This window comes from Microcystis sp. (genome assembly GCF_048564745.1).
GTDB classification, from domain to species: domain Bacteria; phylum Cyanobacteriota; class Cyanobacteriia; order Cyanobacteriales; family Microcystaceae; genus Microcystis; species Microcystis ichthyoblabe_A.
On sequence record NZ_JBLZRT010000107.1, the window covers coordinates 1 to 24,066 of the forward strand.

At 43.6% G+C, this 24,066-nt stretch carries 21 protein-coding genes and 1 pseudogene; 12 read left to right on the forward strand and 10 right to left on the reverse strand.

Annotated elements, in window-relative coordinates; translation table 11 throughout:
• Nucleotides 1-808, reverse strand: an 808-nt coding sequence (locus ACOCD9_RS12285; protein WP_419547602.1) for an IS630 family transposase, incomplete at its 3' end; no start/stop codon positions are given.
• 163 nt (nt 809-971) lie between these two features.
• The gene (locus ACOCD9_RS12290) at nt 972-1,877 is read right to left on the reverse strand and encodes a metal ABC transporter permease (RefSeq protein WP_287704108.1); all 906 of its coding nucleotides are present in this window, start codon (nt 1,875-1,877) and stop codon (nt 972-974) included.
• Between the two features lie 135 nt (nt 1,878-2,012).
• Here ACOCD9_RS12290 and ACOCD9_RS12295 point away from each other — a divergent pair, with 135 nt between their 5' ends.
• From ACOCD9_RS12295 to ACOCD9_RS12310, 4 genes are all read left to right on the forward strand, one after another.
• On the forward strand, nt 2,013-2,531 hold the full coding sequence (locus ACOCD9_RS12295; RefSeq protein ID WP_002734244.1) for a cofactor assembly of complex C subunit B: 519 nt from the start codon (nt 2,013-2,015) through the stop codon (nt 2,529-2,531).
• Nucleotides 2,532-2,538: 7 nt separating this feature from the next.
• Nucleotides 2,539-2,955, forward strand: a complete 417-nt coding sequence (locus ACOCD9_RS12300) for an acyl-CoA thioesterase (protein ID WP_419547604.1) — start codon at nt 2,539-2,541, stop codon at nt 2,953-2,955.
• Nucleotides 2,956-2,958: 3 nt separating this feature from the next.
• A complete protein-coding gene (locus ACOCD9_RS12305; RefSeq protein WP_419547606.1) occupies nt 2,959-3,588 on the forward strand; it encodes a DUF1361 domain-containing protein in 630 nt (209 codons plus the stop codon).
• A gap of 244 nt (nt 3,589-3,832) precedes the next feature.
• Nucleotides 3,833-5,173, forward strand: coding sequence for a Rieske 2Fe-2S domain-containing protein (locus ACOCD9_RS12310; protein ID WP_419547608.1), 1,341 nt, complete (start codon nt 3,833-3,835; stop codon nt 5,171-5,173).
• Nucleotides 5,174-5,288: 115 nt separating this feature from the next.
• On the opposite strand, the gene ACOCD9_RS12315 is transcribed toward ACOCD9_RS12310, so the two are convergent.
• From ACOCD9_RS12315 to ACOCD9_RS12330, 4 genes are all read right to left on the reverse strand, one after another.
• Entirely contained in the window at nt 5,289-5,504 is a 216-nt protein-coding gene (locus ACOCD9_RS12315; protein ID WP_287715583.1) for a hypothetical protein, read from the reverse strand.
• Between the two features lie 92 nt (nt 5,505-5,596).
• The gene (locus tag ACOCD9_RS12320) at nt 5,597-6,061 is read right to left on the reverse strand and encodes a DNA phosphorothioation-associated protein 4 (RefSeq protein WP_002738176.1); all 465 of its coding nucleotides are present in this window, start codon (nt 6,059-6,061) and stop codon (nt 5,597-5,599) included.
• A gap of 109 nt (nt 6,062-6,170) precedes the next feature.
• Entirely contained in the window at nt 6,171-7,763 is a 1,593-nt protein-coding gene (locus ACOCD9_RS12325) for an ArnT family glycosyltransferase (RefSeq protein ID WP_419547609.1), read from the reverse strand.
• 645 nt (nt 7,764-8,408) lie between these two features.
• Nucleotides 8,409-9,527, reverse strand: coding sequence for a peptidylprolyl isomerase (locus tag ACOCD9_RS12330; RefSeq protein WP_287701618.1), 1,119 nt, complete (start codon nt 9,525-9,527; stop codon nt 8,409-8,411).
• Nucleotides 9,528-9,803: 276 nt separating this feature from the next.
• Here ACOCD9_RS12330 and ACOCD9_RS12335 point away from each other — a divergent pair, with 276 nt between their 5' ends.
• Nucleotides 9,804-10,964 carry a 2,3-diketo-5-methylthiopentyl-1-phosphate enolase gene (locus ACOCD9_RS12335; protein WP_419547610.1) on the forward strand — a complete coding sequence of 387 codons (1,161 nt, stop codon included), beginning with the start codon at nt 9,804-9,806 and terminating at the stop codon, nt 10,962-10,964.
• 15 nt (nt 10,965-10,979) lie between these two features.
• A pseudogene (locus ACOCD9_RS12340) lies at nt 10,980-11,247 on the forward strand (hypothetical protein).
• Nucleotides 11,248-11,299: 52 nt separating this feature from the next.
• Here the strand turns inward: ACOCD9_RS12340 and serS are convergent.
• On the reverse strand, nt 11,300-12,583 hold the full coding sequence (serS, locus tag ACOCD9_RS12345) for a serine--tRNA ligase (RefSeq protein WP_419547611.1): 1,284 nt from the start codon (nt 12,581-12,583) through the stop codon (nt 11,300-11,302).
• A 180-nt stretch (nt 12,584-12,763) separates the two neighbouring features.
• Here serS and ACOCD9_RS12350 point away from each other — a divergent pair, with 180 nt between their 5' ends.
• Complete coding sequence (locus ACOCD9_RS12350) at nt 12,764-13,366, forward strand: M23 family metallopeptidase (RefSeq protein WP_287701612.1); 603 nt, start codon at nt 12,764-12,766, stop codon at nt 13,364-13,366.
• A 362-nt stretch (nt 13,367-13,728) separates the two neighbouring features.
• Nucleotides 13,729-14,691 (forward strand): glycosyltransferase family 9 protein, encoded by a 963-nt coding sequence (locus ACOCD9_RS12355; protein WP_419547613.1) that lies wholly within the window; start codon nt 13,729-13,731, stop codon nt 14,689-14,691.
• 61 nt (nt 14,692-14,752) lie between these two features.
• Here the strand turns inward: ACOCD9_RS12355 and ACOCD9_RS12360 are convergent, their stop codons facing one another.
• Nucleotides 14,753-15,262 (reverse strand): YceD family protein, encoded by a 510-nt coding sequence (locus tag ACOCD9_RS12360; RefSeq protein ID WP_287701608.1) that lies wholly within the window; start codon nt 15,260-15,262, stop codon nt 14,753-14,755.
• A 290-nt stretch (nt 15,263-15,552) separates the two neighbouring features.
• Between ACOCD9_RS12360 and ACOCD9_RS12365 the strand changes: the two genes are divergently transcribed.
• Entirely contained in the window at nt 15,553-16,506 is a 954-nt protein-coding gene (locus ACOCD9_RS12365; RefSeq protein WP_419547614.1) for a tetratricopeptide repeat protein, read from the forward strand.
• 14 nt (nt 16,507-16,520) lie between these two features.
• On the opposite strand, the gene ACOCD9_RS12370 is transcribed toward ACOCD9_RS12365, so the two are convergent.
• A complete protein-coding gene (locus ACOCD9_RS12370) occupies nt 16,521-19,448 on the reverse strand; it encodes a DEAD/DEAH box helicase (protein WP_419547615.1) in 2,928 nt (975 codons plus the stop codon).
• 333 nt (nt 19,449-19,781) lie between these two features.
• Between ACOCD9_RS12370 and ACOCD9_RS12375 the strand changes: the two genes are divergently transcribed.
• The 3 genes from ACOCD9_RS12375 (at nt 19,782) to ACOCD9_RS12385 (ending at nt 22,211) form a co-directional block, all read left to right on the forward strand.
• Nucleotides 19,782-20,714, forward strand: coding sequence for a diguanylate cyclase (locus tag ACOCD9_RS12375; RefSeq protein ID WP_419547616.1), 933 nt, complete (start codon nt 19,782-19,784; stop codon nt 20,712-20,714).
• Complete coding sequence (locus ACOCD9_RS12380) at nt 20,711-21,493, forward strand: transporter substrate-binding domain-containing protein (protein ID WP_419547617.1); 783 nt, start codon at nt 20,711-20,713, stop codon at nt 21,491-21,493. The genes ACOCD9_RS12375 and ACOCD9_RS12380 overlap by 4 nt, the downstream gene beginning before the upstream one ends.
• 181 nt (nt 21,494-21,674) lie before the next feature.
• Entirely contained in the window at nt 21,675-22,211 is a 537-nt protein-coding gene (locus ACOCD9_RS12385; protein WP_419547619.1) for a tetratricopeptide repeat protein, read from the forward strand.
• A gap of 55 nt (nt 22,212-22,266) precedes the next feature.
• On the opposite strand, the gene ACOCD9_RS12390 is transcribed toward ACOCD9_RS12385, so the two are convergent.
• Nucleotides 22,267-24,066, reverse strand: coding sequence for an SLC13 family permease (locus ACOCD9_RS12390; RefSeq protein WP_419547620.1), 1,800 nt, complete (start codon nt 24,064-24,066; stop codon nt 22,267-22,269).

A 24,066-nucleotide genomic window follows, 5' to 3' on the forward strand; every position in this document is an offset into this window, starting at 1 on the left:
AACCTTGTATTAATTCCCCTCTATGATAGGAAGCTACATCCCAAAAGATAATAATTCTTTTACCTGGATTTATCTTGATTAACTTTTTGAGAAAATCCACTGTGCAATCTCCATTCCCCTGCTTGTATTCTCCAGTGATAATTTCAGGATTTATTAAGTTTAATGCCCCGTGGTATGTTTGACGATTTTTAGGGTTGAGAAGTGGAAGTTTTAGTCTTTTATCTGTCTTCCCCCAAAGATGGCTAATCAAGTCTTCTTCTAGTAGGTGAACTTCGTCAATCGTATATATAACAACATTTTTAGCTTTTATTTCTGGTAATAAACCTGTTATAATATCTTGGATTTTTTGGTTCTTTTTTTTGACCAGTTCTGGGTCTTGAAGAGGATTTTTAGGTTGAGCTTTTCGCCAACTAATTTTCGCTTCTTTTAGCAAACTATAATAGCTCGTTTGAGATTTAAATGCTACCTCAAATTGGTCGATTAAATAGCATTCTAACTCCGATATATCCCAATATTCTTGTTGTTGCAGCCAACTGAAAACTTCTTGTTTTTGCCCTTCATCTAAGTAGCTTTTTGCTCCTTGATATGATAATTTTAATCCGGCGATACCTCGATCTTCAAACTGAGTTTTCCATTTACCAATAAAACTTAGAGAGACATTGAGTATCGGGGCGATCGCTTGATAAGTCCATCCTTGTAAAGATAATTTAACGGCAATAGCTCTTTTTAATTCTCTTGAATCTGGATTCGTTTTAATCCATTTATCTAGTTCCTCGATCTCTTTTTTGATTTTCTGAGCCTTGTCCATAATTAAAATTATTAAAAATACTCCTCTGTAATTTCTAGCTGTAAAATCCTACCTGCTGATAAGGTGTTAGCTCTTTGGCCTTAGTGCAATCGCCGATCTTTTTTGGCCATCGGCCGTCGGCTTTTTTTGATCACTTGCCAAAAAACCCACCTTATCCCCCAAACTAACGCCGCCTCAACAAATTTTTCATCTCTACCCAGATAGAAAGTTGACCACCTAGACTAGAGGGATGAGTGAAAATTCCTTGACGGGGACTGAATAAAAAGGCCAACATAAATAGGGTAAAAGCGACAAGCACGATCGCCGGTCCAGAGGGTAAATTCCAGTAATAACTTAAATACATCCCACTGATACTAGAAATAATACCCACACCCACACCCACACCCATGACTTGATGGAGACGGGTAACTAAAAGATAAGCAGTGGCTGCCGGGGTAATCAAAAGGGACAAAACGAGGATTACTCCCACCGCTTGGAGACTAGCAACGATGGTCAGACCGATCAGGAGCATTAAGCCTAAATCTAATAAATTTACCGGTAAACCCGCCGCTTGCGCCCCGATTTTGTCGAAAGTGTAGAATAATAGTTCTTTATACAGGAGCAAAACGGTTAACAAAACGATAACGGCAATAATTAGGGTATCGCGGATGTCGGCAGCAGTAACACCGAGAATATTGCCGAAGAGAAAGTGATTAAGGTCAATTTTGTTGTTTTTTTGGATGAGAGTGATCAGGGTGATGCCAAGGGCAAAAAAAGCCGAGAAAACGATACCCATGGCCGCATCTTCTTTGATTGGGGAACGATTACGGATCAAGTTAATCAGTAGGGTACTGACCATTGAGGCTAGTAAAGCACCCAGTAGCAGATTAAAATTACCAATAAAAGCGATCGCTAATCCGGGTAGGACCGAGTGACTGATGGCATCGCCCAAGAGGGCCAAACGTTGTACCATCAGGTAGGTTCCCACCACCGCACAGATGATCCCGACGATGATAGCTTCAATTAGGGATCTCTGCATGAAACTATACTGTAAGGGTTCGATTAATCCTGTTAATAGATTGTTGCCCATGAATCTGCCTTGGGGTTAAATTTTTCTGATTCTTGATCGAGGTTTTGCTCCTAGGGTCCATCTTCTAAATCGGGGGAGAAGATAGGTTAGGATAATTAGGATTAATTGTAAGTTTTTTCGCTCCCAACCGCCGCCATGGATACCCCCGTTCTCTCCTCAACTTTTTTTCTGACTCTCCTGCTCATGGTGGGATTATTCTTTTTTATTCGCGGTTCCGTCAAAGAGCGTATCGAACAGCGTGTCTATCTTACCAGTACCAGTGACGACCAACTATTAGAACAACTGCGAGACTATTTTGACCGACGTTCCTATCAAGTCAAGGCGATCGAACCCGAACAGAATATTGTCAGATTACAGGGTTTTGTGCCGCCTAGCCCCTTTCTAGCGATATTTTTGACAATTTTAGCGGCCTTGGGTTTATTTTGCTTCTCACTGGTTTTATCGGTGTTATTTCCTGATACTAATCCCTATATTTTTGCTCTTGTGGGTTTATCTCCCCTCGCCGGTGTTTTCTATTGGCAAAAAGTCGGCCGTTTAGAAGAAGTGGCTTTTAAAGTGGAAAGCAAATCTCAGCAAACGGAATTAACTGTCAAAGCTCATCGGGACGAGTTAAGACAACTACAAGATAGTTTAACCTTTCTAGAAAGACAATAAGCTTTTTATGTCCTACGAGCGCCTAATTTATCTGGCCGATACCGATGCGGCCGGTGTGGTTTACTTTGCCCATCTTCTCTCGATCTGTCATGAAGCCTACGAGTTTTCTTTAGCACAATTTGGCATCAATATCAAGGATTTTTTGAAAGATTATACAGTTGCCCTACCAATTACTCAAGCGGAAATCCAGTTTTTTCGTCCTCTTTTTTGTGGCGATCAAATACAGATTAATTTCACTGCCCGATCCCTAAGCGAAAACGAGTTTGAATTGCAGTATAAAATTTATTTGGCTGAAATCATGGTCGCAAAAGCGAAAACTCGCCATGTGTGCATTGATCCCACCGCTAGAGAAAGAATCCCTTTCCCGGAATCTTTAAAAAATTGGTTAGGATATTTATCAACCTTAGAGGAGACTGGTATTTAAGGGATGATTTGGGCAGATTTAACGATAATTTTAACTAGGGATTGGTGGCACAATGCTTGGCAATTATTTAACCTCAGTACCGCGAGAATTGTCTGGAATTCTTTTCTGGCTTTTATCCCCTTTATCCTCAGCTTTTGGCTATTTCGGATCGCCCTTGATCGTTCCCTACTCTGGTGGTTAATTCTCTTAGTTTTTGTGCTTTTTTTACCCAATGCTCCCTATATTCTCACCGATAGCATTCATTTAATCGCCTATCTTCAGCAGGATTACGCCAAAAGTTTAATTTTTTTAGTTTTAATCCCCCAGTATAGTGTCTTTATTTTTATTGGCTTTCAGCTATACGTTATCTCCTTACTTAATTTAAAAAGTTATTGTCAGCAAAGTCAGCTAAATTCAGCAGTTTTACCCCTAGAAATAGCTCTCCATTTTTTAAGTGCAATCGGTATCTATTTAGGAAGGTTTCTCCGACTGAATAGTTGGTATCTAGTCAGTCAACCGCAGCAACTATTCTGGAGTTTGCAGAATTTACTGACTCAAAAACCTTTGATATTCATCTCTGTCTGTTTTTTAATTATTTGGCTACTATACGAAATCAATAAAAGGCTTTACAATCGATTTTTTGGCTACAATTAACGCCTATCGGGAATTTCGACCCTCTGCTCGTCCCTTTCGGATTGATTAAAAGATAAGTAGGTAGGCGTTAAAAACTATCAGATCCCCCCGCCTATCCGCACCCCCCTTATCAAGGGGGGCAGGGGGGATCGAACCTAAAATCCATTTTTAATTTAATTATAACCAGCTACTTAGTAGGAAGACAGAGATCAATTGGCCGCACCGATATTATGATGATGATCAATATTTTTTCTCTCTCATCGCCATGACGAGCGCAGATCAATCTCAACCCCTGCCTAGGGATGACTGTTTTCACTACCAAAATTGTTGGTATCCTGTGTTATTCGTGCAGGATTGGCAAAAAAATCCCTACTCTTTCTCTCTTTATGGGCAACCATTGCTAATATTTCGCGATCAACAGGGAAAATGGGGCTGTTTGCTTGATCGCTGTCCCCATCGCTTGGCTAAACTCTCCACAGGACAGATGATCGCTGGGCGTTTAGAATGTTTGTACCATGGTTGGCAGTTCGAGACGGATGGAAAATGTTCCCATATTCCCCAACTGCCAGCCAATACCCCGATTCCCCGCAATGCCAAGGTTAAATCCTATCGGGTGATGGAACGTCAGGGAGTCCTCTGGGTTTGGTTAGGAGAAGAGGAAACAGCGAAAGAAAGCGATATTCCTATCATCAAAGACCTAGAAGACCCCAATTGTGTCCATACCGATTATGTCATCGATTTTCCCTACGAACAGGGCTATTTACTCGAAAATCTCCTCGATCCCGCCCATGTTAATATTAGCCATGATCGCAGCGAATTCGGGGCAAAACGGGAAAATGCTCAACCTTTAGCCTTCCAAATCCTCGAAATCTCGGCGCGGGGAATTCGCAGTCAGTGGCGCAATAGCCGCAATCCGCAAGAAAGCTGGAAATATCTGGATTTTATAGCCCCTAATCTCGTTCATTATCGTTTTTCTCTGCCTAATCCCCATTGGTGTGCTGGATTGGCTTTATACGGGATTTCTCTGGGTCAAGGTCGTTCTCGCTTACTGATGCGACGTTACCAAAATTTTGCCGTTAACTCCCGTCAATACCGTTGGCGCTGGTTGGAACATCTGCGTCAAAGTCGCATCCTCGAAGATGATCTACCTTTAATTCAAAGTCAGCAGCAAATGGTGGAAAAGTCAAGAGATAGTTTACAAAAATTATACTTACCCTTAAAAAGTTCCGATGCCTTGGTGATTGAGTTACGTCAATGGTTCGATCGCTATGGGGACTCTTTCCCCTACTATCAAGGCTACACCAGCCAGCGGACAACGGCGATCGATTTATCCGATCCTTTACCCCTCGATCGCTATTCTCGTCACACTGTCCACTGTCGCACCTGTAGCACTGCCCATGAAAACATGGTAAAAACTAAACAAATTGCGATTTTAATGGGGATATTATTAGCTTTACTGGCAATTTTATCCCCAAATCAGTCTATCTATCAAATTACTGCCCTTATTTTCGCAATTTTGGCTTTAGCAATAGCGATCGCTGCCAATTACACCCGCAGAAAATTTGAACGCACCTATGAGAAAAAAGCCCATACCAAACTACAGTAATAATACTAAATCCGTTGAGTATAGGCTACATATCAGGACAGGTAAAAGGCAGCAGGCACTAATGCAAAAGGGTGAATAAATAATCAGTTTTTAATAACCAGATTTAGTATGACTCTTAAATGATGACAAATGTATCAGCAGCTGCCTGTAAGCATCCCACCGAAAAGCTAATGCGCGGGGGGTTTGGGGGCGGCACTTCGACACGCTCAGTGACCGCGCCACGCCCCCAACGGGGGGTTTGGGGGGTAGAACCCCCCAAAAGCTTGGATTGAGTGATAAAATCGGAAGTAATGCCAGATTTTATCAGAGAGTTTTCGCGTAAAAATCCCAACTTGCTAGATTTACAAAAATGAGATGCACCCGAAGTCAGGAGTTAGCGAGATGTGTAATTAATTTTACTTAGGTACTTAACTAAGATTTCTACTACAAAAATCTGCCTAAATCGAATTCGGTTGTGGCAGTAATTTCTCGAAAACGTTCCTGACTGATAATTAACAATAATCTTTCAGTATAATCCACCGCACCGCGCAATTCTCGTTCTAATCTTGCTAAACCAGCGTTGGCATATTCCTCGAAAATTGTTACTCGCAAAGCTTCCGAATCTACCCCGTGGGGAGAAAGAATTTTCGTGTCTTGCAATTCATTAACTGCCAATAATTTGATTAGGGTATCGTAGCCACGAGAAATAAAAATTTCCAGGTTAATAGGTGAGGGTTCCTTCGCTACATTTTCTATGGCTACCCTCTCTTGATATCTTACCCCTAAAGCCGCCGCAAAAGCGATGACATCAGCATAGGTTTGAAAGGGTCCAATTCCCTGATTAAAATTAACTAAGGACTGGACAAATTCCCCTTTATCTCTAGCAATACGCACTCGATGAATGGACATATTTATCAAGTAAAAAGTAAAAAGTTAAAAAGTTTACACAATTCAGAAGATAGAAATCAGGAGTATTTATGAACTAATTGATCTATCCCCTATCCGCTCATAACTGCATTTAAGGATAAGTTTTAATTAGTCCTTTAGCTTGGTAAACATGAAATTGTTCGATGGCGACACCACCGCGCTTGATCGGAATGACAGCTACTTTAGTTATATCTTGGAAATAGGGACGGTAGCGATCAATTATTTCTGGTCTTTCTAGAGAACTATTTGTAGTAATTAATAAACCATTTTTACCGATCCATTCTTGAGGATTAAACCAAATTTGATAACCCCTTTGATCGTTGTTAAAACAGGTGACGGGAATAGGAACTAGGGGATAAAGAGCCATATCTAGCCATGCTGTCACATAAAAACTATGGGTAAAAACGAAGCTAGAATCTTTTAAGAGTGCTAATAATTCGGGCGAATTAGCAAAGTTTTGGCGCAGTTGATCAATATCGACAATTTCCCGAGAAGGGTCCTGTTCTGGGGCAATAATTCCCCCAAAGATTGCGTATTGACTAGGTTTTTGGAAAGTACCAAGCGTAACGTGAAGCATTGCTATAGATAAAAGAGTAACGATAAAAATTCCTGATCCCCATAACCATCTTTTTACCCAGATTCGAGAAGATTGCTGCCAAGTATTGGCCTTTTCTCCTAATAAAATCGTGCAGGACCAGAACCCGGGTAAAATCCAACTAGGGGCGAGATAATGGGAAGCACCCACATAAAGCATTCCCAGGATTAAAGGCAGAGAAACCGAGATAATTAACCATTTTTTTAGTGATTCTTCTTCTCGCTGAAAAAATCTTTTTTTCGAGATAAAGTTAGGAATTTGTTCGGCAAAGCTTTTAAATGTCACCCACCACATCGGCAGACCAAAAGGAGGAAACATCGTGGCGATACTAATGCCAACAACCGAGAGAATACCAAGAATATTAAAGGTTTTCGGTTCTCCAGAAAAACGGTCTTCTAAATGAAAGCGAAAGGAGATCCAATCATGGTTAATATTCCAGTAGATAATCGGCAATAAAGTTACCAAAAAAAGAATAAATCCTAATCCCAACCAAGGGGATCTAAATACAGGCCAATAGCGGGGAGTAGTCAGACAAAATAAAACTAAACCAAAGCCCAAAATAAAGCCGTGATATTTACTTAAAACCGCCAATCCTACGGCAAGTCCAATATAAGCGAGACGATAGCTAGGATGATAGTTTTTTTCCCGAATTGGCCAGAATTCTTGGGCAGCTAAATAGACTGTTAATGACCAAAAAAAGATTAAAGGACTATCTGGCTGCGAGAGAATCCCGAAGACGATCCCATAGATGGGGATCAGAGTGGCGATCGCTAAAGTCATTCTCGCGACCGGCAGACTGAACAATTTTAAAGCTGTCAGATATAGTAAGCAGAGGCTGCCAGTATAGAGGAGGAGAGTACCGAAGCGAATGGTAAATTGATTGACTAATCCCGTGATCCAAGTCCCAAAACCCGTGGAAATCGCTACTATTGGCGGATGATCGAAATAACTCCAATCCAGATTATGGCTGTAAACGTAATAATAGGCCTCATCGTACCCCGGATAAAGCCCCAGGGCGATGATGATTCTAAACAGGAGTCCACCGATGAGCAGATAAACGGCAATGCGATCGCTAAGTATTTTGGTCAAAATTCTTACCTCATTTCATCGCTAAAACTGATGTTAGAGACGGGAGATTTTTGGGTTTGCCAGATTCGAGATTTGTGCATCTATGGCAAGGTTAGATTTAAATGTGATCTTTAGTTACTATATCACCAACTCTGTCATCTCTTAGCCCTTGGCTATCAGCAAACTCTCCCCAGACGTTACTGATTGGGTATATGAACGAGGATTAAGGGAAAGGGGAACTTAGATAAAACTGATGTTAATTAAATAACTTTTGCCGCCATCAAATCAATAATAATCAGGGCTATAGATTGCAGAATTAATAATCTTAAGTAGGTAGGTGTTAAAAGTTGTCAGGCACCCCCCTTATCAAGGGGGGATTAAGGGGGGATCAGCACCCCCCTTATCAAGGGTTGATTCATAGTAGGGTTGATTCATAGTAGGGTTGATTCATAGTAGGGTTGATTCATAGTAGGGTTGATTCATAGTAGGGTTGATTCATGAATCAACCCTACAAAGCACGACGTTTTGAAAAATTTTCAGATCTTTATTCCGATGAGAGAATGAAACGACCCTAGGGGTATCGGGGGAAGTACCCAGAATCTGAGCTGCTTCCCCTATCGCGACTAATCTCTGTGCCTTAACAAAACCCAGTTAAAAACCCCCAACCTAGCTAGGTTGGACGAGATTATTTAAGCCATAAACCACTTTAGCGGTGATAATCTTATCCTTATCGGTAAGTTCTTCTAACACCTCTTTTCCCTGGACTAAATAGCCAAAAACCGAATAACGACCATCCATGAGATTAAACCCCGGAGGAGTTAATTCATTATCGAATTTAAAGAAAAAGAATTGCGAGGAACCTCCGTTAGGATTGGTATCCGGACGCGCTAGGGCCAAGGCACCAAAAGCGTTAAAAGGCAAGGCGAGACTGGGTAAGTAAATCCCTAATTCTTCGAGAGTATTGCCATAAACTGGCTCTTCTTCCCCTTTGATCAAAATTTCTAAGGGAATAGAGCGATATTGCTTAGTTTTCGGGTCAATAAATCCCTCTTCTGCACCGACGGGATCCCCGGTTTGGACAACGAAATTATCTTCGCTGCGAATGAAGGGTAAACCGTCATAAAAACCCCGTTGGACTAAATCCAGAAAGTTACCCCCATTAATCGGAGCGCTGTAACCATCCACAACGATGGTTAAATCTCCTTTGGTGGTCTGCATCTCTACGGTGGCACGTCCTCGCAATTGCGGCAAGTTAGCGTATTCCGGGGGAACGTTAAAGGGAAAACCCACTACCATTAATTCTTCTAAAGCGGTGATATTATTGAGCAATTCTCGTCTGGTTGACCAAACTGCCTCTTTATCCTTCGCTTCTACGGCCGTATCCAGGGCCGCCACTCCCGTTTTCAGTTTTTCGATTAATTCCTCCCCTTGGCTTTTACTTGCTTCGGGAACACTATCTAAGATAGCCTTGCTTTTGGTAGAAAGGGCATAATTGGCATCCTTGACATCTTTTTTAATCGGACTCCAACGCTTGGCCCGCAGATGTTTGGCAATATCTTCGATCGATTGTTGCACTTGACGAATTGGTTTATTATCTATGGGTAAGGCATTGCGTAAAATAGCAGTGGGATCCGTTACCGCGTCACCCTGAGCAAGCACAGCCAAAGCAGGGGCAGTCCCCTTAACCGTGAACAGACTTAAGATTAAAAATAGTGCTAGGGCAATACTAGCGCCGCTTTTTAAGAAAAATTTGCCCCATTCCCGTAATCTTGTCGTTATTTTCATATTTTGGTCGGTTCCTCAATGGTCATACCTATCCAAAATACTTGTAGGCTTTTAGGGGAACCCTTGTCAATAGCTAAGAAAATCGATCGAAGCCATTATCAGTTATCAGTTATCAGTTATCAGTTATCAGTTCACCCATTACTGTTTACTGAAAAAAGGCTCCCCACCTCCCCAATTCCCCAATTCCCCACCTCCCCACCTCCCCACCTCCCCAATTCCCCCGCTCCCAATTCATAATTTATAATTGATAATTCCCACTCCCTTTTTTTTCCTTTTATGACTATTATCGTCGATTATCGCTTTCCTCCCGCTATTAATGCCGAAAAACAGGCAAAAACGATCGCTATCGGTCAAACCGCCGGCACTTGGAGCGATCGCCACAGTCATCGTCAAGAGCAGCTGCAACAACACCTAGCGGAAGTGGTGGGGATCAGGGAGGAAGCCGACGGTTATAAGGTGGCTAGGGTGCGGTTTCCCCAGATAAACGTTGAAAATGACATCGCCAGTCTTTTAACCATGATTTTCGGCAAATATTCCATGGCTGGAGCCGGAAAAGTGGTGGGGGTGTACCTCCCCGAAACCTACGGCACGAAAGCCAAGCTGGGAATCACCGGAATTAGGCAACGTTTGGGGGTTTATGATCGACCTCTAGTCATGGCAATTTTTAAACCCGCTTTAGGACTATCGGCCCAAGATCACGCCGATATCCTGCGAGAAGTGGCTTTTGCTGGCTTAGACGTGATTAAAGATGATGAAATCATGGCGGATCTTCCCGTAGCTCCCACCCACGAGCGCCTAGATTGTTGTCGTCGGGTTTTGGAGGAAGTGCGGCAGCAAACCGGTAGAAATGTTCTCTATGCGGTTAATGTCACCGGAAAAGCGGACGAATTGCAGAGAAAAGCCCGTTTATTGGTGAAACATGGGGCTAATGCCCTGTTATTAAACGTTCTTACCTACGGTTTTTCCGTTTTAGAAGCTTTAGCCAGTGATCCGGCGATCGATGTTCCCATTTTCGCCCATCCTGCCTTTGCTGGAGCGATGTGTGCCGGTAGCGATACGGGATTAGCCTATTCTGTGGTTTTGGGGACGATGATGGCCCACGCAGGAGCCGATGCGGTGCTATATCCCGCCGCTTACGGTAGTTTACCCTTCGATCCGCAGGAGGAAGGCAAAATTCGCGATATTTTGCGCGATAGAAACGTTTTTCCGGTTCCCTCGGCCGGCATTCGTCCAGGTATTGTTCCCCAGGTCCTTGGGGATTACGGACGTAATGTTATCCTCAATGCGGGAACCGGAATTATGGACCACCCATCGGGACCGGCCAGTGGTGTGAGAGCCTTTTTTGAAGCTTTAGCCAGAATAGAAGCGGGTGAGTCCTTTGATCCGGCCAATTTGCCGGAAGGAGCCTTAAAACAGGCAATTCTAGAGTGGGGTTAAGAGCAACTTTTTCAAATGCACTATATAGGGTTTGCGGCAAAAAGTTTTTCTTGGGGGCAGGGTGTGGGGTGTGGGGTGTGGGCTTCGGCCGTGAGCTCAGCCGAACGGGTGTGGGGTGTAGGGTTTTACCGATTTTCAGGACGTTCGGCGAAGCTCAGTCGAGCCGTGGTCAACTACCCAATTTTCAGGGAAAAAGTACCTGAATTTTCCCCCTGATCACTCCCATATCCGGTACTTTTTGATTGACAAAAGGTCTAAAAGTCTTACCCAACAAGGTTTTTAGATTTATTCAGCAAACCCTATATAGACATTTTGTCAAGCATTTTTATCAAAAATTAACAAATAACTTCCCGTTTTAGATAGGGTTGCAGCACTTCCGGCACTTTTACCGTCCCGTCCGGCTGTTGATAATTTTCTAGGACAGCGGCCATAGTACGACCGATCGCTAATCCCGAACCGTTGAGGGTGTGGACAAAATTAGTGCCTTTTTGCCCTTTTTCTTTAAAGCGAATATTTGCCCGTCGTGCCTGGAAGTCTCTAAAATTAGAACAACTGGAAATTTCCCGATAGGTATTAGCCGAAGGTAGCCACACTTCTAAGTCATAACATTTGGCCGCCGAAAAACCCAAGTCACCGCTACACAATTCAATCACCCGATAGGGCAACTGTAAAGCTTGCAGGATTGCCTCCGCATTAGCGACTAAACTTTCGTGTTCCTGAGCAGAAGCGTCAGGATGGACGATTTTGACCATTTCCACCTTATTAAATTGATGCAAACGGATCAAGCCCCTCGTATCTTTGCCATAGCTGCCCGCTTCCCGACGAAAACAGGGAGTATAGGCACAGTGTTTGATCGGTAATTGCTCCGATGAGAGGATTTCATCGCGATAAAGGTTAGTTACGGGTACTTCTGCCGTTGGTGCTAACCAAAGCTCATCATCTCGACATTTAAAGCTTTCTTCCGCGAATTTTGGCAGTTGTCCCGTCCCGCGCAGGGAGTCACTATTAATTAAAATTGGCGGTAAAACTTCTGTATAACCGGCGACAATATGGCGATCGAGCATAAAATTAATTAAAGCTCTTTCTAGGGCTGCCCCGAGGGCGATAAGATTAACAAAACGACTCTGGGCGATCTTTACTGCCCGTTCAAAGTCTAAAATGCCCAATTTTTCCCCAATTTCCCAGTGAGGCAAAATATTCGGGTTGGTGGGTTTATATTCCTCTCCCCAGCGTCTGACTTCGACATTTTCCCGTTCATCCTTACCGATGGGAGTGGTTTCACTAGGTAAATTGGGTAAATCTAAGATTTTTTGGTCAATGGCCACTTTAATGGCTTTTTCCTGCGGTTCTAATTGAGCTAGTTTACTTTTAATCTCGTTTCCTTCTGTTTTCAGCACCAAAATTTCAGGACTGTTGGCATCGCTGCCACTTTTAACTTTTTGTCCTACCAGTTTACCGATTTCGTTACCCCGGGCCTGTAAACTGCTGCGTTCTAACTCTAAAGCCTTCTGTTGTTGATTTAACTGGAGAATAGGGGCAATATCATAACTACCTCCCCGACTATCTAAGCGTTTCTGTACTTCCTCTGGATTTTCTCTAATTTGCTTTAGGTCTAACATGGTACGAGTCAGTAAAAAGTAAAAATTAAGTGGGGGAGTCGGAGAATCGGCAGCCCGAGGGGAAATGTTGTCAACCGCTAACCAATGGTCAATAATAACTCAAAACTTAACTAAAATATCGGTTAAAAGCCGCCGGTAAAATTAGCGGTATATTTAATTGTGGTGTCTGGAGTAAGTCTCATGCTAAAGTATCTGCCTGTTAAATTCCTGCGTTTTTTAGCGATTAGCTGTCTTGTAACGTTAATTTCTCTAGGATTTGACCGTTTACACCCCGTTAAAGCTAATCCCACCCTCATGGCTCAAAATGCTTGGGCCGGGGCCTCCTTTCCCGTGGAAAACTTTCAAACCTATACCTCCGGTTTCGGTTATCGTTTCTCTCCCATGGATGGCAGTCAACAATTTCATGCCGGGTTAGATCTGGCCGCACCCTTAGGCAGTTATATCCGCAATTGGTGGACCGGCAGAATCGTCGAGTTATCGGATAATACAGGCTGTGGCACCATGATTAAGATGCAATCGGGTCAATGGACGCATATTTATTGTCATCTCATGGGTTCGGTTCAATCCGATAGCCGTGGTACTTTTTTGATTGACAGGTCAGGAGGAATCGTCCTTACTCTCGGTCAGGATATACCGGCAGGGGCCCGTATGGCTAGAGTGGGAATGACCGGACGCACCACCGGACCACACCTGCACTGGGGACTGATGTACGGCAATCAATACGTTGACCCCGCTTTGGTTTTAAATGCTATGTACGGTTCTAATCCTTCCGGTAATACTTAAGAGGAAGTCCCGATGCAACAAGTTACAGCGTCAAGCATGAAAGTAGTATCCACTTCCCACTTCCCACTTCCCACTTCCCACTTCCCACTTCCCACTTTCAAGTCAGTCCCGATGAAAAAATTTTCACCCCCACAGGTGAAAGAGCTTTCCTTCCCTACACCCCACACCCGTTCGGCTGAGCTCACGGCCGAAGCCCACACCCTACACCCTACACCCTACACCCTACACCCTCTTTCAAGTCAGGGGGAATTAGAGAATCTGCGATCGCATTCTGTTGAGAAAAAACATAGCTGCCCAGATTTAGTGAATAACGAGGGACACTGCTAAAATTAAGCTGATCGATTCAGGTATATCCAGATAAAATGCGAATATTAACCCTTGTACCGGGAGGAATTAGCAATCAACTGCTGTTTTTTCCCACTCTAGAAACCCTCCAGCAAACTTACCCCCAAGGTACCATCGATGTTTTGGTCGAACCTAGGGCAAAGGCTGCCTATCGTCTCTGTCCCCAGGTTAGGGAAGTGCTTTTATTTGACTATCGAGATCAGTACGGATTAGCGGATTATTTAAATATTTTGGGAGTAATTCGGGACAGGGAGTACGAAATCGCCATTAGTCTCACCAATCGTCCTGCTATCAATCTTTTACTCTGGTTAAATGGTGTTCCTAACCGTATAGGCTACGAAAATAATGGCAGCTGGTTCTTATCGCAACAAGTACCCCAGCCAACGGAAGGCTATCTAGCGGATAATTATCACGCACTGGTCAAAGGTTTAAAGATTGCCGCACCCTGTCCACCTTTAAAACTAACCTTGAATCGCGATGATATCGATTGGGCCGAAATGGAGCAGCAACGCCTCAATATCAAGGATAGCGGCTATATTCTCCTCTACGCCGGCGGTAGCGATCTGAGCATCAGCCAAGGACTGGAAACGCTTTATCCCCTGGAGAGTTGGCTAGAAATTATCCAAGGCATTCGCCATCAACAACCGGATTTGCCAATTGTCGCGATCCAGGGAGAATTGGATGAAGCTTGGGTTTTAGCCCTCAAAGCCATGGATAATAACTTAAAAGTGTCGAGAACGGGCGATATCGGTAAAATGGCGGCTATGATCGCCGGTGCTAATTTATTATTAGCTACCGAAAGTGTCCCTTTACAGTTAGCCGTGGCCGTGGGAACCTATACCCTATCTCTGCTGGTTCCTTCGTTGTCTAAGAGAGTTTTACCGAGTGGGGGAGAGCTGCATCGATATATTGAGGCTAATACGGGAAAAGTCGCCGATATTACCCCCGAAACTGTCCTGAAAAAGATTTGGGGCCGGTAAATAATCGGGTTTCGATCGCTTTTCTTGTGGCTCGAAACCCGAAAAAAATCGGCATCAAGGCTCAATTTTGCGATTGAGATAACTGACTTTTCAAGGATTCTAGGGAGGCCCAACGACCATCGATGGCAGTATTTTCTGGAAGAAAAAAATCGGGTGGTTGACAATTGGCTCCGCAGAGTTGACGGGGGGGCAAAGTTAGACATAACTGCTCGTATAACCACATTTGCGGGTCAAAATCCCCGTTAGGATCGAGGGTTTCCGAGAGGTCTTCGTAGGCTATTTCTCGCTCTAGAGGATAGGAGTTATCGTAGTCTTTATTTTTGTCTAGCCAGATTAATTCGGAAGTGTTTAATTGCAGACGATGATTATATTGTTGTAAACAGCGATCGCAGGTTAAGGTGACGATGGTTTCTGCTTTCACCGATACTTCCAAAAAATTCCCCCCATGTCTAACCAGCAAGGTCCCCCGCACTGGTGTCAAGGTTTCTAGATCGGGGATAAAATTATCGATGATGATCACTCTTTGTCGATCAGGAGATTTGAGGAGGTGGGGGATAAAAATAGTTTCCATAGATAACTCCTGTATCATTTATCGGGTGTCAACTGCGTTAGCGAGTAACGCCACCATAATTGCTCGGTGACAATCTTTCTTTTATTAGTTTATCGCAGCCCTCGCCTCTAGAGACATAGACCAGTCCTAGACTTTGGGGTGTGGGGTGTATTTTCAGTGAACAGTGAACAGTAAACAGTAATCAGTGAACTGAAAACTCACATCTGATAACTGATAACTGATAACTGATAACTGCATTTGACAGGCTGTCTGTTGATCGATCAAGAAAGTTTCCTCAGAATTGGGAGTATATGCACAAAGGTACTCCTATGTCAACGGTTTTGAAAAATTTTCTTCCTCGCCTCGGTGGATTGGTTATGGTTGCACTGCTCTGCTCGCTTGTGCTGGGGGGATGGCCTCGGCAGGGAAAAGCGGCTCAATCAGTACATTCATCCTATTGGTTGCGATCGGGAATTGAACAACTAGAGGCGGGTAATTATCAGCAAGCTTTGCAGGATTTCAATCAGTCGCTGGAACGGGAAAATAACTTGGCCCTAGCCTACAGTAATCGTTGTTTAACTGAGATTTATTTGCAGGATTATCTCCACGCTTGGCAGGACTGCACGCGCTCTTTACAACAGCAATCCGATAATTATCTAGCCTATTTCCATCGGGGTTTAGCTTTTTATCGTTTGGGAGATTATTCACAGGCGCTGACCGATTATAACCAGACTATCCGGCTAAAACCCACCTATTATCAAGCCTATTATAATCGGGGTTTAGTTCAGGCAGCCATGAAAAATTATCCCCTTGCCCTAGCGGATTTTAATCAATCCTTGCGTCAAGTTACTAACCAGCAACCCGACACTTTAGCTACTATTTATAATGATCGAGGTTTATCTCATTTAGCCCTCCGAAATTTTACCTCAGCCAAAGCGGATTTTAATCAAGCTCTCCGGTTAAATAAAAATAACGCCTCAGCCTACTATAATCTAGCTTGTACCGCTCACCAATTAGGTGAATACGACCGCTCGATCGCTCATTTAAATCAGGCGATTGCCATCGATCCTTTTTATGCCGATGCTTATATTAGAAGGGGATTACTGCGGCATCAATTGGGTTATTATCAATCAGCTTTAGCGGATTTAAATCAAGGAGCAAATCACCTCTATCATCAGGGATTGCACCACAATTATCAGCAAATTCTCGCCCTAATCGAGCAGATCCACCAACAGTTACTTTCCCTACCATCTCCCATTGTTTAGAATAGCGATCAATATTACAAAGGAAAGCGCTTCATGGCTGTGACGGCGAGACGGGCATTATCTTTAAGAACTTGGGAAACCCGGGGAATTTGGGGAATTTGCCAGAGAACATCGACGGTGCGTCGTAATAATCGCACTAGATCTCCCTCATCGAGGCTAGTATTTTCGCACAATTCCGGCCAGGATGTCCCCTGGGCCCAACGGGAGGCAATCCCCATCAGTTGGGTTTCTAACCAGACGGGAATAGTGATATCGTAGCGAGATTGAGCTTGATAGAGCAAACGGCGAACTTCTCGCAGACCGGGGGAATTTTCCTCTCCTTGTCGCAAAATATCGATAACTTCTGGCACAGGCGGGTAATTGCACCAAGTATCGGGGCGAGGGGGTTCCGTAATCATAGCGCTGATGGCGGCGGCTAGTTGGCTAGGAGTCAATCGGTCCAAATCTCCGGACATCATCGCTAATCCTAACCAGAGTTCATTTTCCCCGCGAATAGTGGCCGCCGCTTCTCCGAGGGGAGTGGGCAAATAACCTTCTAATGCTTGGAATTCCCGCAAAATCTCGATTAGATTCAGAAATTCTTCCCAGTAGTAGGATTTACGCGATTGTTGTTTTTGGTATTTAATCTGGGTCTTGTGCAACTTATCGCGAGCAATCTCTCGATCGTAGTATAATTTCATCAATCGCCCCGGATTTTTGCGTTTTTGCAGGGGATGAGCGGCAATTTGACTATTGACAATTTCAATTTTTTGTGATTGTGTTGCCAGTTCCGCCACTGGTGGGATGCCCTGCACTTGTTGGGGGATTAAATTGGCGATCGCCTGAGTATTTTCCTCACCCTTGCGCCAACCCCCTAGGGAAACAGCTTCTAGGGAAGGGGGTATCAGTTCGCCTAATGCCGCAGGAGGGAGAAAACCTCGATCGATCTCGCTAATATCGGCATAGGCGGCTAAATACCAGCGATTATCACTGCCTAAACAAACAAGGGTTCGCACCTGACCGGCTCCGTGCAGGGTATTGACAAAGATAGCGGGGACGGGGGCGGGGACCTTAATATGTTTGCCCTTGAGATGGAGGATAGTTCCGACGGGAATATTCGGCAATTTTAGATGTATTTCCTGTCTTTTCTGTGCCTCTGACTGACTAGCGAGGATTTTATACAGTCTTTCTTCTTCCCGCAGTCTTTCCCGTAGCTTTTCGTAACTATAGACCTGCTCCCGTTCGATACCGGCTAACTCCATATCCAACTTGGCTAATTCGGTGGTTAAGGCGGTAATCTGTTGTCGTTCGGGGCTTAACTTCAAACGAGCGAGATATTCCGCGAAACTGCGCTCTAAGAGGTCTTTTACCTCCTCTAGACTGTGTTTTTGCAGGAGATTTAAGACCATGCCGTAACTGGGCGCAAAACAGCTTTGCAGGGGTTCTGGTTGGGCGGTGGCCAGAAAAGCCGCTTCTTTTGCCCCTTCAAAGGGCGTTTGTACTGTCACCACATGGCCCACCGCGTCCATTCCCCGGCGACCGGCCCGGCCGGCAATCTGGACAAATTCCGAGGGAGTCAGCATACTATGGCCATCATCGGTGCGCTTGGAGAGGGCCGAGATAACGGTGGTGCGGGCGGGCATATTAATCCCGGCCGAGAGGGTAGCGGTGGCAAAAACCACCTTAATTAAACCAGCTTCAAAGAGTTGTTCGACTAATTCTTTCCAGAGGGGTAAAATCCCGGCATGGTGAACACCACAGCCCCGGGTGAGGGGTTCCACTTGGTCGGCCCGCACCAATTGGGAAGCACTAGCCAGGAATTCAAACAGTTGGTTTTTCGTCTCGGGGTCGGCGGTTAAGAGGCTGAGGAGTTGATCTTCAGACTGGGGGTTATTAGCGAAAAAAGCCAGTAATTTCTGGTGTAAAGGCGGATTTTCGACGGCAAAGAAGGAAAGGGCGAGTTCTTGCAGATTAGGATTATCTTCCAGGAAGAAAATGAGTAAACGGTAGTAAATAGCTCTAGCTTCTTCTGGATTAACGAGATTGAGGTTTTTTAGCTCTCGAATCGCCTGATCGCAACCTTTGCGGCTGAAAATGACGTAAATGGCCGGGAGCATATCCTTGTCCCGCAGAGTGGTGACAATGGAGGCGATGGTGGGACAATCTTCTCGTTTTAAGCGTCGGGGTTTGCCGTGGCCGACTTTTGAGCGTAGTTTCGGGTTAACTTTGCTCTGTTTTGGGTCGAGCAGCGGGAATAATCCCTCTTTATTGGCGAAATAAAAGCGCAGGGGGACGGGGCGAAAATCGGAGTTAATTAGCTCGCAGCTGGAGGTCTGTTTATTGTCGCTGGGTTGGGGCAGTTGCCGCACCCAGTTAATCCAGTCGGTGAGTTCCCCCGGGTTGCCGATGGTGGCGGAGAGGGCCACTAATTGGATACTAGGGGGACAGTAGATAATTGATTCTTCCCAAACGGTGCCGCGACCTCGATCGCTGATATAGTGACATTCATCGAGAACTAGGGTTTCCACGTTTTCTAGGGAAGTGCCTACCTCACCAATCGGAGTTTGGTACAGCATATTGCGAAAAATTTCTGTAGTCATGACTACAATTAATGCTGAAGGGTTGATCACCACATCGCCGGTAATCAATCCCACTTCGGCAAACAGCAGCGGGGAATCCTCATCGCCATCGGTGGGGGTACGACCGAATTTTTCTTGAAAATCCCGGAATTTTTGGTTAGAAAGAGCTTTCAGGGGAGTGGTGTAGAAAACCCGTTTGCCCCTTTCGAGGGCGCGATAGATAGCGTATTCTCCGATTAAGGTTTTGCCGGAACCCGTGGGAGCGCAGACAACCACTGATTTACCGGCAGCGAGGGCCGCGATTGCCGATTGCTGGAAGTCGTCGAGTTTAAAGGGAAAAATGGTTTTGATATCCAAAGAAGTAGGGTTGAGGGACTCTTTCACGTCAAGTCTAAGAGGAGAAATTTTTTAAGTTGTGGCTATTCTGACTGGCTTTTTTTATTCTAGTCGAAAAAAGCGGACTTCTAGAAACTAGGGATAAGCTTAACCTTTGGGGGCGATGCCCAATCCCATCATACTTCATCTGTATAAGAAATGCTGTATCACTAATAAGTAGGTAGGCGTTAAAAGTTGTCAGATCCCCCCGCCTATCGGCACCCCCCTTATCAAGGGGGGCAGGGGGGATCGAACCTAAAATCCATTTTTAATTTAATTATAACCAGCTACTTAATTGTATCTATATTTTTTCCTTAACTTGATTAATTATATCTACTGATCATGATTAAATTTCGTCCTGAAGACTGTCTAGTTTTATTGGTTGATGATGTCAGTCAAAATCTCCAATTAGCTGTGAAGATTCTTGATTCTGCTGGTTATGCTACCAGTTTTGCTAGTAGTGTTCAACAGGCAATAGAACAAGTAAAAACTGCTAATCCTGACCTAATTCTTCTTGACTTAATGATGCCAGATATGGGGGGAATAGAACTTTGTCGAAGACTAAAAACTGACACTTTATACGCTCATATACCAATTATCTTTGTGACAGATAGTAAGGAAAAAGAAGATATTCTTAATGCTTTTAATTCTGGGGCTGTGGACTATATAAATAAACCCTTTTATAGTTGGGAACTGTTAGCAAAAGTCAAAATTCATTTAGAAATGAAAAAAACTCAAGAAGAACTTAAAAATATCAACTCTCAACTAGAAAAGCTAGTCAGAACTGATAGCCTAACTGGGGTCAATAATCGTCGAGAGATTCTCGCCTTGGGCGAGAAAGAATTTCAACGATGTCATCGTTATCATCGTTATTTTTCGGTTTTAGTCATCGATATAGACTATTTTAAACATATTAACGATACCTTTGGTCATCTCCTAGGAGACAAAACTTTAATTACTGTGGCTGGGGCAATTAAAAACTGTCTGCGTCAAGTGGATAGTTTTGGGCGCTTTGGGGGCGAGGAATTTGTCGCTATTCTCCCAGAAACTAATCTTGAGGATGCCGAAACTTTAGCCCGGCGCATTTGTCAAGTAATTAATAAGTTAAATATTGAAATTGATCGACAAAAAGTGCGAGTTACTGCTAGTATTGGTGTGGCAACATTTAGCCCTCAAGATAATAATCTGGAAGAGGTGATCGAGCGGGCGGATCGTGCTATGTTCGCCGCTAAAAATCAAGGTAGAAATCGAGTTAGTCTAGGTAAAACAGTATGAAAAATTTGTTATTTATTCTTGGTTTTCTGCTCTTAGGTGTAGCCCCAAGTTTTAGCGCCGATCTCGATACAATTATACGCCGGGGAAAATTAATTGTCGCTGTCAAAAATAATCTCCCTCCCCTCGCTTTCCTTGATTCTCAGGGCAATCTGCAAGGATTGGAAATCGACATCGCTAAACGTCTAGCGGCAGAAATTCTCGGTTCTGACAGTGCTATTATTCTCAAACCCGTTAGTAATCAAGAACGTTTACAGGTGGTTATTGATGATCGGGTGGATTTGGCGATCGCTCGTGTGGCGATTACTCCCGCACGTCAGCGCTTAGTGGATTTTAGCCCCTTTTATTACCTCGATAGCAGCGGTTTTGTGACAAAAAACCCGCAATTTCAGCGTTTAGAAGACCTAGCTAACTCTAGAATCGCCGTACTCAACGGCTCGACGACAATCGCCCTTGTGCGTTCCAATTTGCCTAACGCTACCCTGCGCGGGGTTGCTTCCTATCAAGAAGCTTTTAATTTACTGGAAACGGGGGAAATAGACGCTTTTGCGGCTGATAATAGCCTTTTAACCAGTTGGGTGCGGCAATTCCCCAATTATCGTCAATTACCGATCCAGTTGGGGGCGATCGCTTTAGGAGTCGTTCTCCCTAAAGGTTTACAGTACCAAAGTCTCCGAGAACGCGTCAATCAAGCGATCAATCGGCTAGAATCCACCGGCTGGTTAGCAGAACGGGTGAACTATTGGGGCTTACCCCTGAGAATTCGGGAAATGGAGAGATAGGGAGAGGGGTGTGGGGTGTGGGGTGTGGGGAGATGGGAGTTTTTTGCTGTGAGCAGTGAACGGTGAACAGTGAACTGAAAACTCAAATCTGATCACTGATAACTGATCACTGATAACTGACTAAATCCTGCTATAATCTGAGGGAATAAGTATAAAAATATTAATTGCTCGATCGCTAATTATGGAAGATACCCTGCCGCTTATTTACGTTTCTGGATTGCTAATTTTCGTGATTGGTTTAGGAATTTTTGTCATCGTGCAAATCGTTAAAACCCGACGAGTGGAAGGAACCTTTAACAAGCTACAAAAAAAATTGCAAAAAGAAAAAGGTACGGCTAAAGATTACTATGAATTAGGGAGTCTGTATCTGGATAAAAAACTCTATGTTCAAGCATTGAGTTTACTACAAAAGGCTTTAAAAATCTCTGGGGAAGAAAGCATCGAACCAGAAAATCAAGCCCTAATTTATAATGCGCTCGGTTTTTCCTATTTTGCCCAAGAACAATTAGAATTAGCGATTCGTAACTACAAAGAAGCAATTAAACTTTATCCTGAATACTCGATCGCTCTCAATAATCTTGGCAATGTTTACGAAAAGAAACAAATGGCTAAAAAAGCTCTCGAAACCTACGAAGAAACTCTCAAATTTGATCCTAACAATACCGTAGCGAAAAAGCGCGCCGAATCCCTGCGTAAACGCTTCGCCGAATCGAAATAGTTTTGACTACTGATCAAATTCTTTTTAGAGATCGAAGATTCTTCGATCTCTTTCTTTATTTCAATCCATAAAACACCACGATTAAAACTGGGGTTAAAATCGTCAAAATTAAATTTAGGGGCGCACCCAAACGGGTAAAATCGAGGAATTTATAGCCGCCTGGTGCATAAACCATGGTGTTAGTTTGATAGCCAATCGGTGTTAGATAACTATTAGAAGCAGCAAAGGTGACAGCATACATAAAAGCCAAAGGATTTAAACCCAAAGTTTTCGCCACTTCTACGGCGACGGGAATCATTAAAACCACGGCGGCGTTATTAGAGAGGATTTCAGTCAAAACTGAGGTAATTAGATAGAAGAAAACTAAGATCCAAAACCCCGAAAGATGGCCGCCGATAGCCACTAAATTATCTGCTAACCATTTAGTCGTTCCTGAGTTATCCATGGCAGTACCCAGGGGAATTAAACCCGCTAATAAAAAGATAATATCCCAACGAATGGAACCATAGACTTCCCCGGGTTTTAGACAGCCAGTAATTACCATTAAAACCACCCCAACTAAACTGGTGACGAGAATTGGTTGAATATCAAAAGCAGCAATAATAATCACCGACAAAGTAATTATTATTGCAATAATCCCCTTGTCCTTTCGCAGAGATTCGATATCTTTTTCTTCTAAGACTAATAATTCTCGCGTGGTTTGTAAACCAATAAAACTCTGCTTTGGTCCCTGAACCAAGAGCAAATCGCCAAACTTTAAAGGAATTTTCCCCAATCTTCCTTGTAGTAATTCTGAACCACGCCGAATCGCTAAAACCGTTGCGTTATAACGCTGACGGAATTTCAAATCTTTTAAAGTTGTCCCAATTAAACGGGAATTAGATAGAATCAAAACCTCGGCTAATTTTTCCTCACCTGTAGTAATTGTCGATTCAATATCTCCTTTCTGAAATTTGACATCGGCAAAGATTTCTAAGCCTCGTTCATCTTTAATTTTTAATAGTTCTTCCCGACTACTATGAACGATTAAAATATCGCCAGCATTGAGAACTTTATCGGCTAAAGGTTGGGATAAATGTACCTTATTTCTGATTAATTCCAACACATCAAAATTAAACTTTCTTTGTAGTCCACTTTGAGATAAAGTTTGACCGATAAGATTAGAACGAGGGCTAATAATTACCTCACTCAGATATACTTTAGAACCGTAATCATCGTCTAAAAATTCCCCCGTGGAAGATTTGCGATCAGGTAATAATTTGGGGGCAAAAATTGTTAAATAAATCAAACCTGCTAAAAAAGTTACTACTCCTAAAGCAGTGAATTGAAATAAGCTAAATTCCCCATAACCCAGCTTGGCAGAAATACCACTAGCGAGAATGTTTGTAGAAGTTCCTACCACGGTAATCATCCCCGCTAAAACCGTCGCGTAGGAAAGGGGAATTAATAACTTAGAAGGGGAAATTTTTTGTTTTTTACACCAATCTTCAACGATAGGTAAAAAGATCGCCACCACTGCCGTGTTATTAATAAAAGCACTAATTGGCCCCACTAATGCCCCTAGGACAAATACCTGTTGGTGGGGACTTTTGCCCCCCCAAACCAGCAAGCGATCGCGAATCACTTGAATCACTCCCGTGCGGGTAATTCCGGCACTAAGCACAAACATCGCCATCACTGTCACCGTGGCAGAATTACTAAACCCGGCGATACCTTCTTCGGGAGTAACTAAACCCAAAAGAATCAGGACAATCGCCACGCATAAAGCGGTTAAATCTACCGGTAGCCATTCCGCCACGAAAGCGACTAAAGCAACGACTAAAACCGTTAAAGTCAGAATAATTGGTGTTGGCAT

What these genes read in the sequence shown, in the direction of transcription:
- ACOCD9_RS12360 (WP_287701608.1), bottom strand. Translation starts at nt 15,262, where the DNA reads ATGGAAACTATTTTTATCCCCCACCTCCTCAAATCTCCTGATCGACAA.
- ACOCD9_RS12300 (WP_419547604.1), top strand. Translation starts at nt 2,539, where the DNA reads ATGTCCTACGAGCGCCTAATTTATCTGGCCGATACCGATGCGGCCGGT.
- ACOCD9_RS12305 (WP_419547606.1), top strand. Translation starts at nt 2,959, where the DNA reads ATGATTTGGGCAGATTTAACGATAATTTTAACTAGGGATTGGTGGCAC.
- serS (WP_419547611.1), bottom strand. Translation starts at nt 12,583, where the DNA reads ATGTTAGACCTAAAGCAAATTAGAGAAAATCCAGAGGAAGTACAGAAA.
- ACOCD9_RS12320 (WP_002738176.1), bottom strand. Translation starts at nt 6,061, where the DNA reads ATGTCCATTCATCGAGTGCGTATTGCTAGAGATAAAGGGGAATTTGTC.
- ACOCD9_RS12385 (WP_419547619.1), top strand. Translation starts at nt 21,675, where the DNA reads ATGGAAGATACCCTGCCGCTTATTTACGTTTCTGGATTGCTAATTTTC.
- ACOCD9_RS12290 (WP_287704108.1), bottom strand. Translation starts at nt 1,877, where the DNA reads ATGGGCAACAATCTATTAACAGGATTAATCGAACCCTTACAGTATAGT.
- ACOCD9_RS12295 (WP_002734244.1), top strand. Translation starts at nt 2,013, where the DNA reads ATGGATACCCCCGTTCTCTCCTCAACTTTTTTTCTGACTCTCCTGCTC.
- ACOCD9_RS12365 (WP_419547614.1), top strand. Translation starts at nt 15,553, where the DNA reads ATGCACAAAGGTACTCCTATGTCAACGGTTTTGAAAAATTTTCTTCCT.
- ACOCD9_RS12330 (WP_287701618.1), bottom strand. Translation starts at nt 9,527, where the DNA reads ATGAAAATAACGACAAGATTACGGGAATGGGGCAAATTTTTCTTAAAA.
- ACOCD9_RS12390 (WP_419547620.1), bottom strand. Translation starts at nt 24,066, where the DNA reads ATGCCAACACCAATTATTCTGACTTTAACGGTTTTAGTCGTTGCTTTA.
- ACOCD9_RS12375 (WP_419547616.1), top strand. Translation starts at nt 19,782, where the DNA reads ATGATTAAATTTCGTCCTGAAGACTGTCTAGTTTTATTGGTTGATGAT.
- ACOCD9_RS12350 (WP_287701612.1), top strand. Translation starts at nt 12,764, where the DNA reads ATGCTAAAGTATCTGCCTGTTAAATTCCTGCGTTTTTTAGCGATTAGC.
- ACOCD9_RS12380 (WP_419547617.1), top strand. Translation starts at nt 20,711, where the DNA reads ATGAAAAATTTGTTATTTATTCTTGGTTTTCTGCTCTTAGGTGTAGCC.
- ACOCD9_RS12335 (WP_419547610.1), top strand. Translation starts at nt 9,804, where the DNA reads ATGACTATTATCGTCGATTATCGCTTTCCTCCCGCTATTAATGCCGAA.
- ACOCD9_RS12310 (WP_419547608.1), top strand. Translation starts at nt 3,833, where the DNA reads ATGACGAGCGCAGATCAATCTCAACCCCTGCCTAGGGATGACTGTTTT.
- ACOCD9_RS12355 (WP_419547613.1), top strand. Translation starts at nt 13,729, where the DNA reads ATGCGAATATTAACCCTTGTACCGGGAGGAATTAGCAATCAACTGCTG.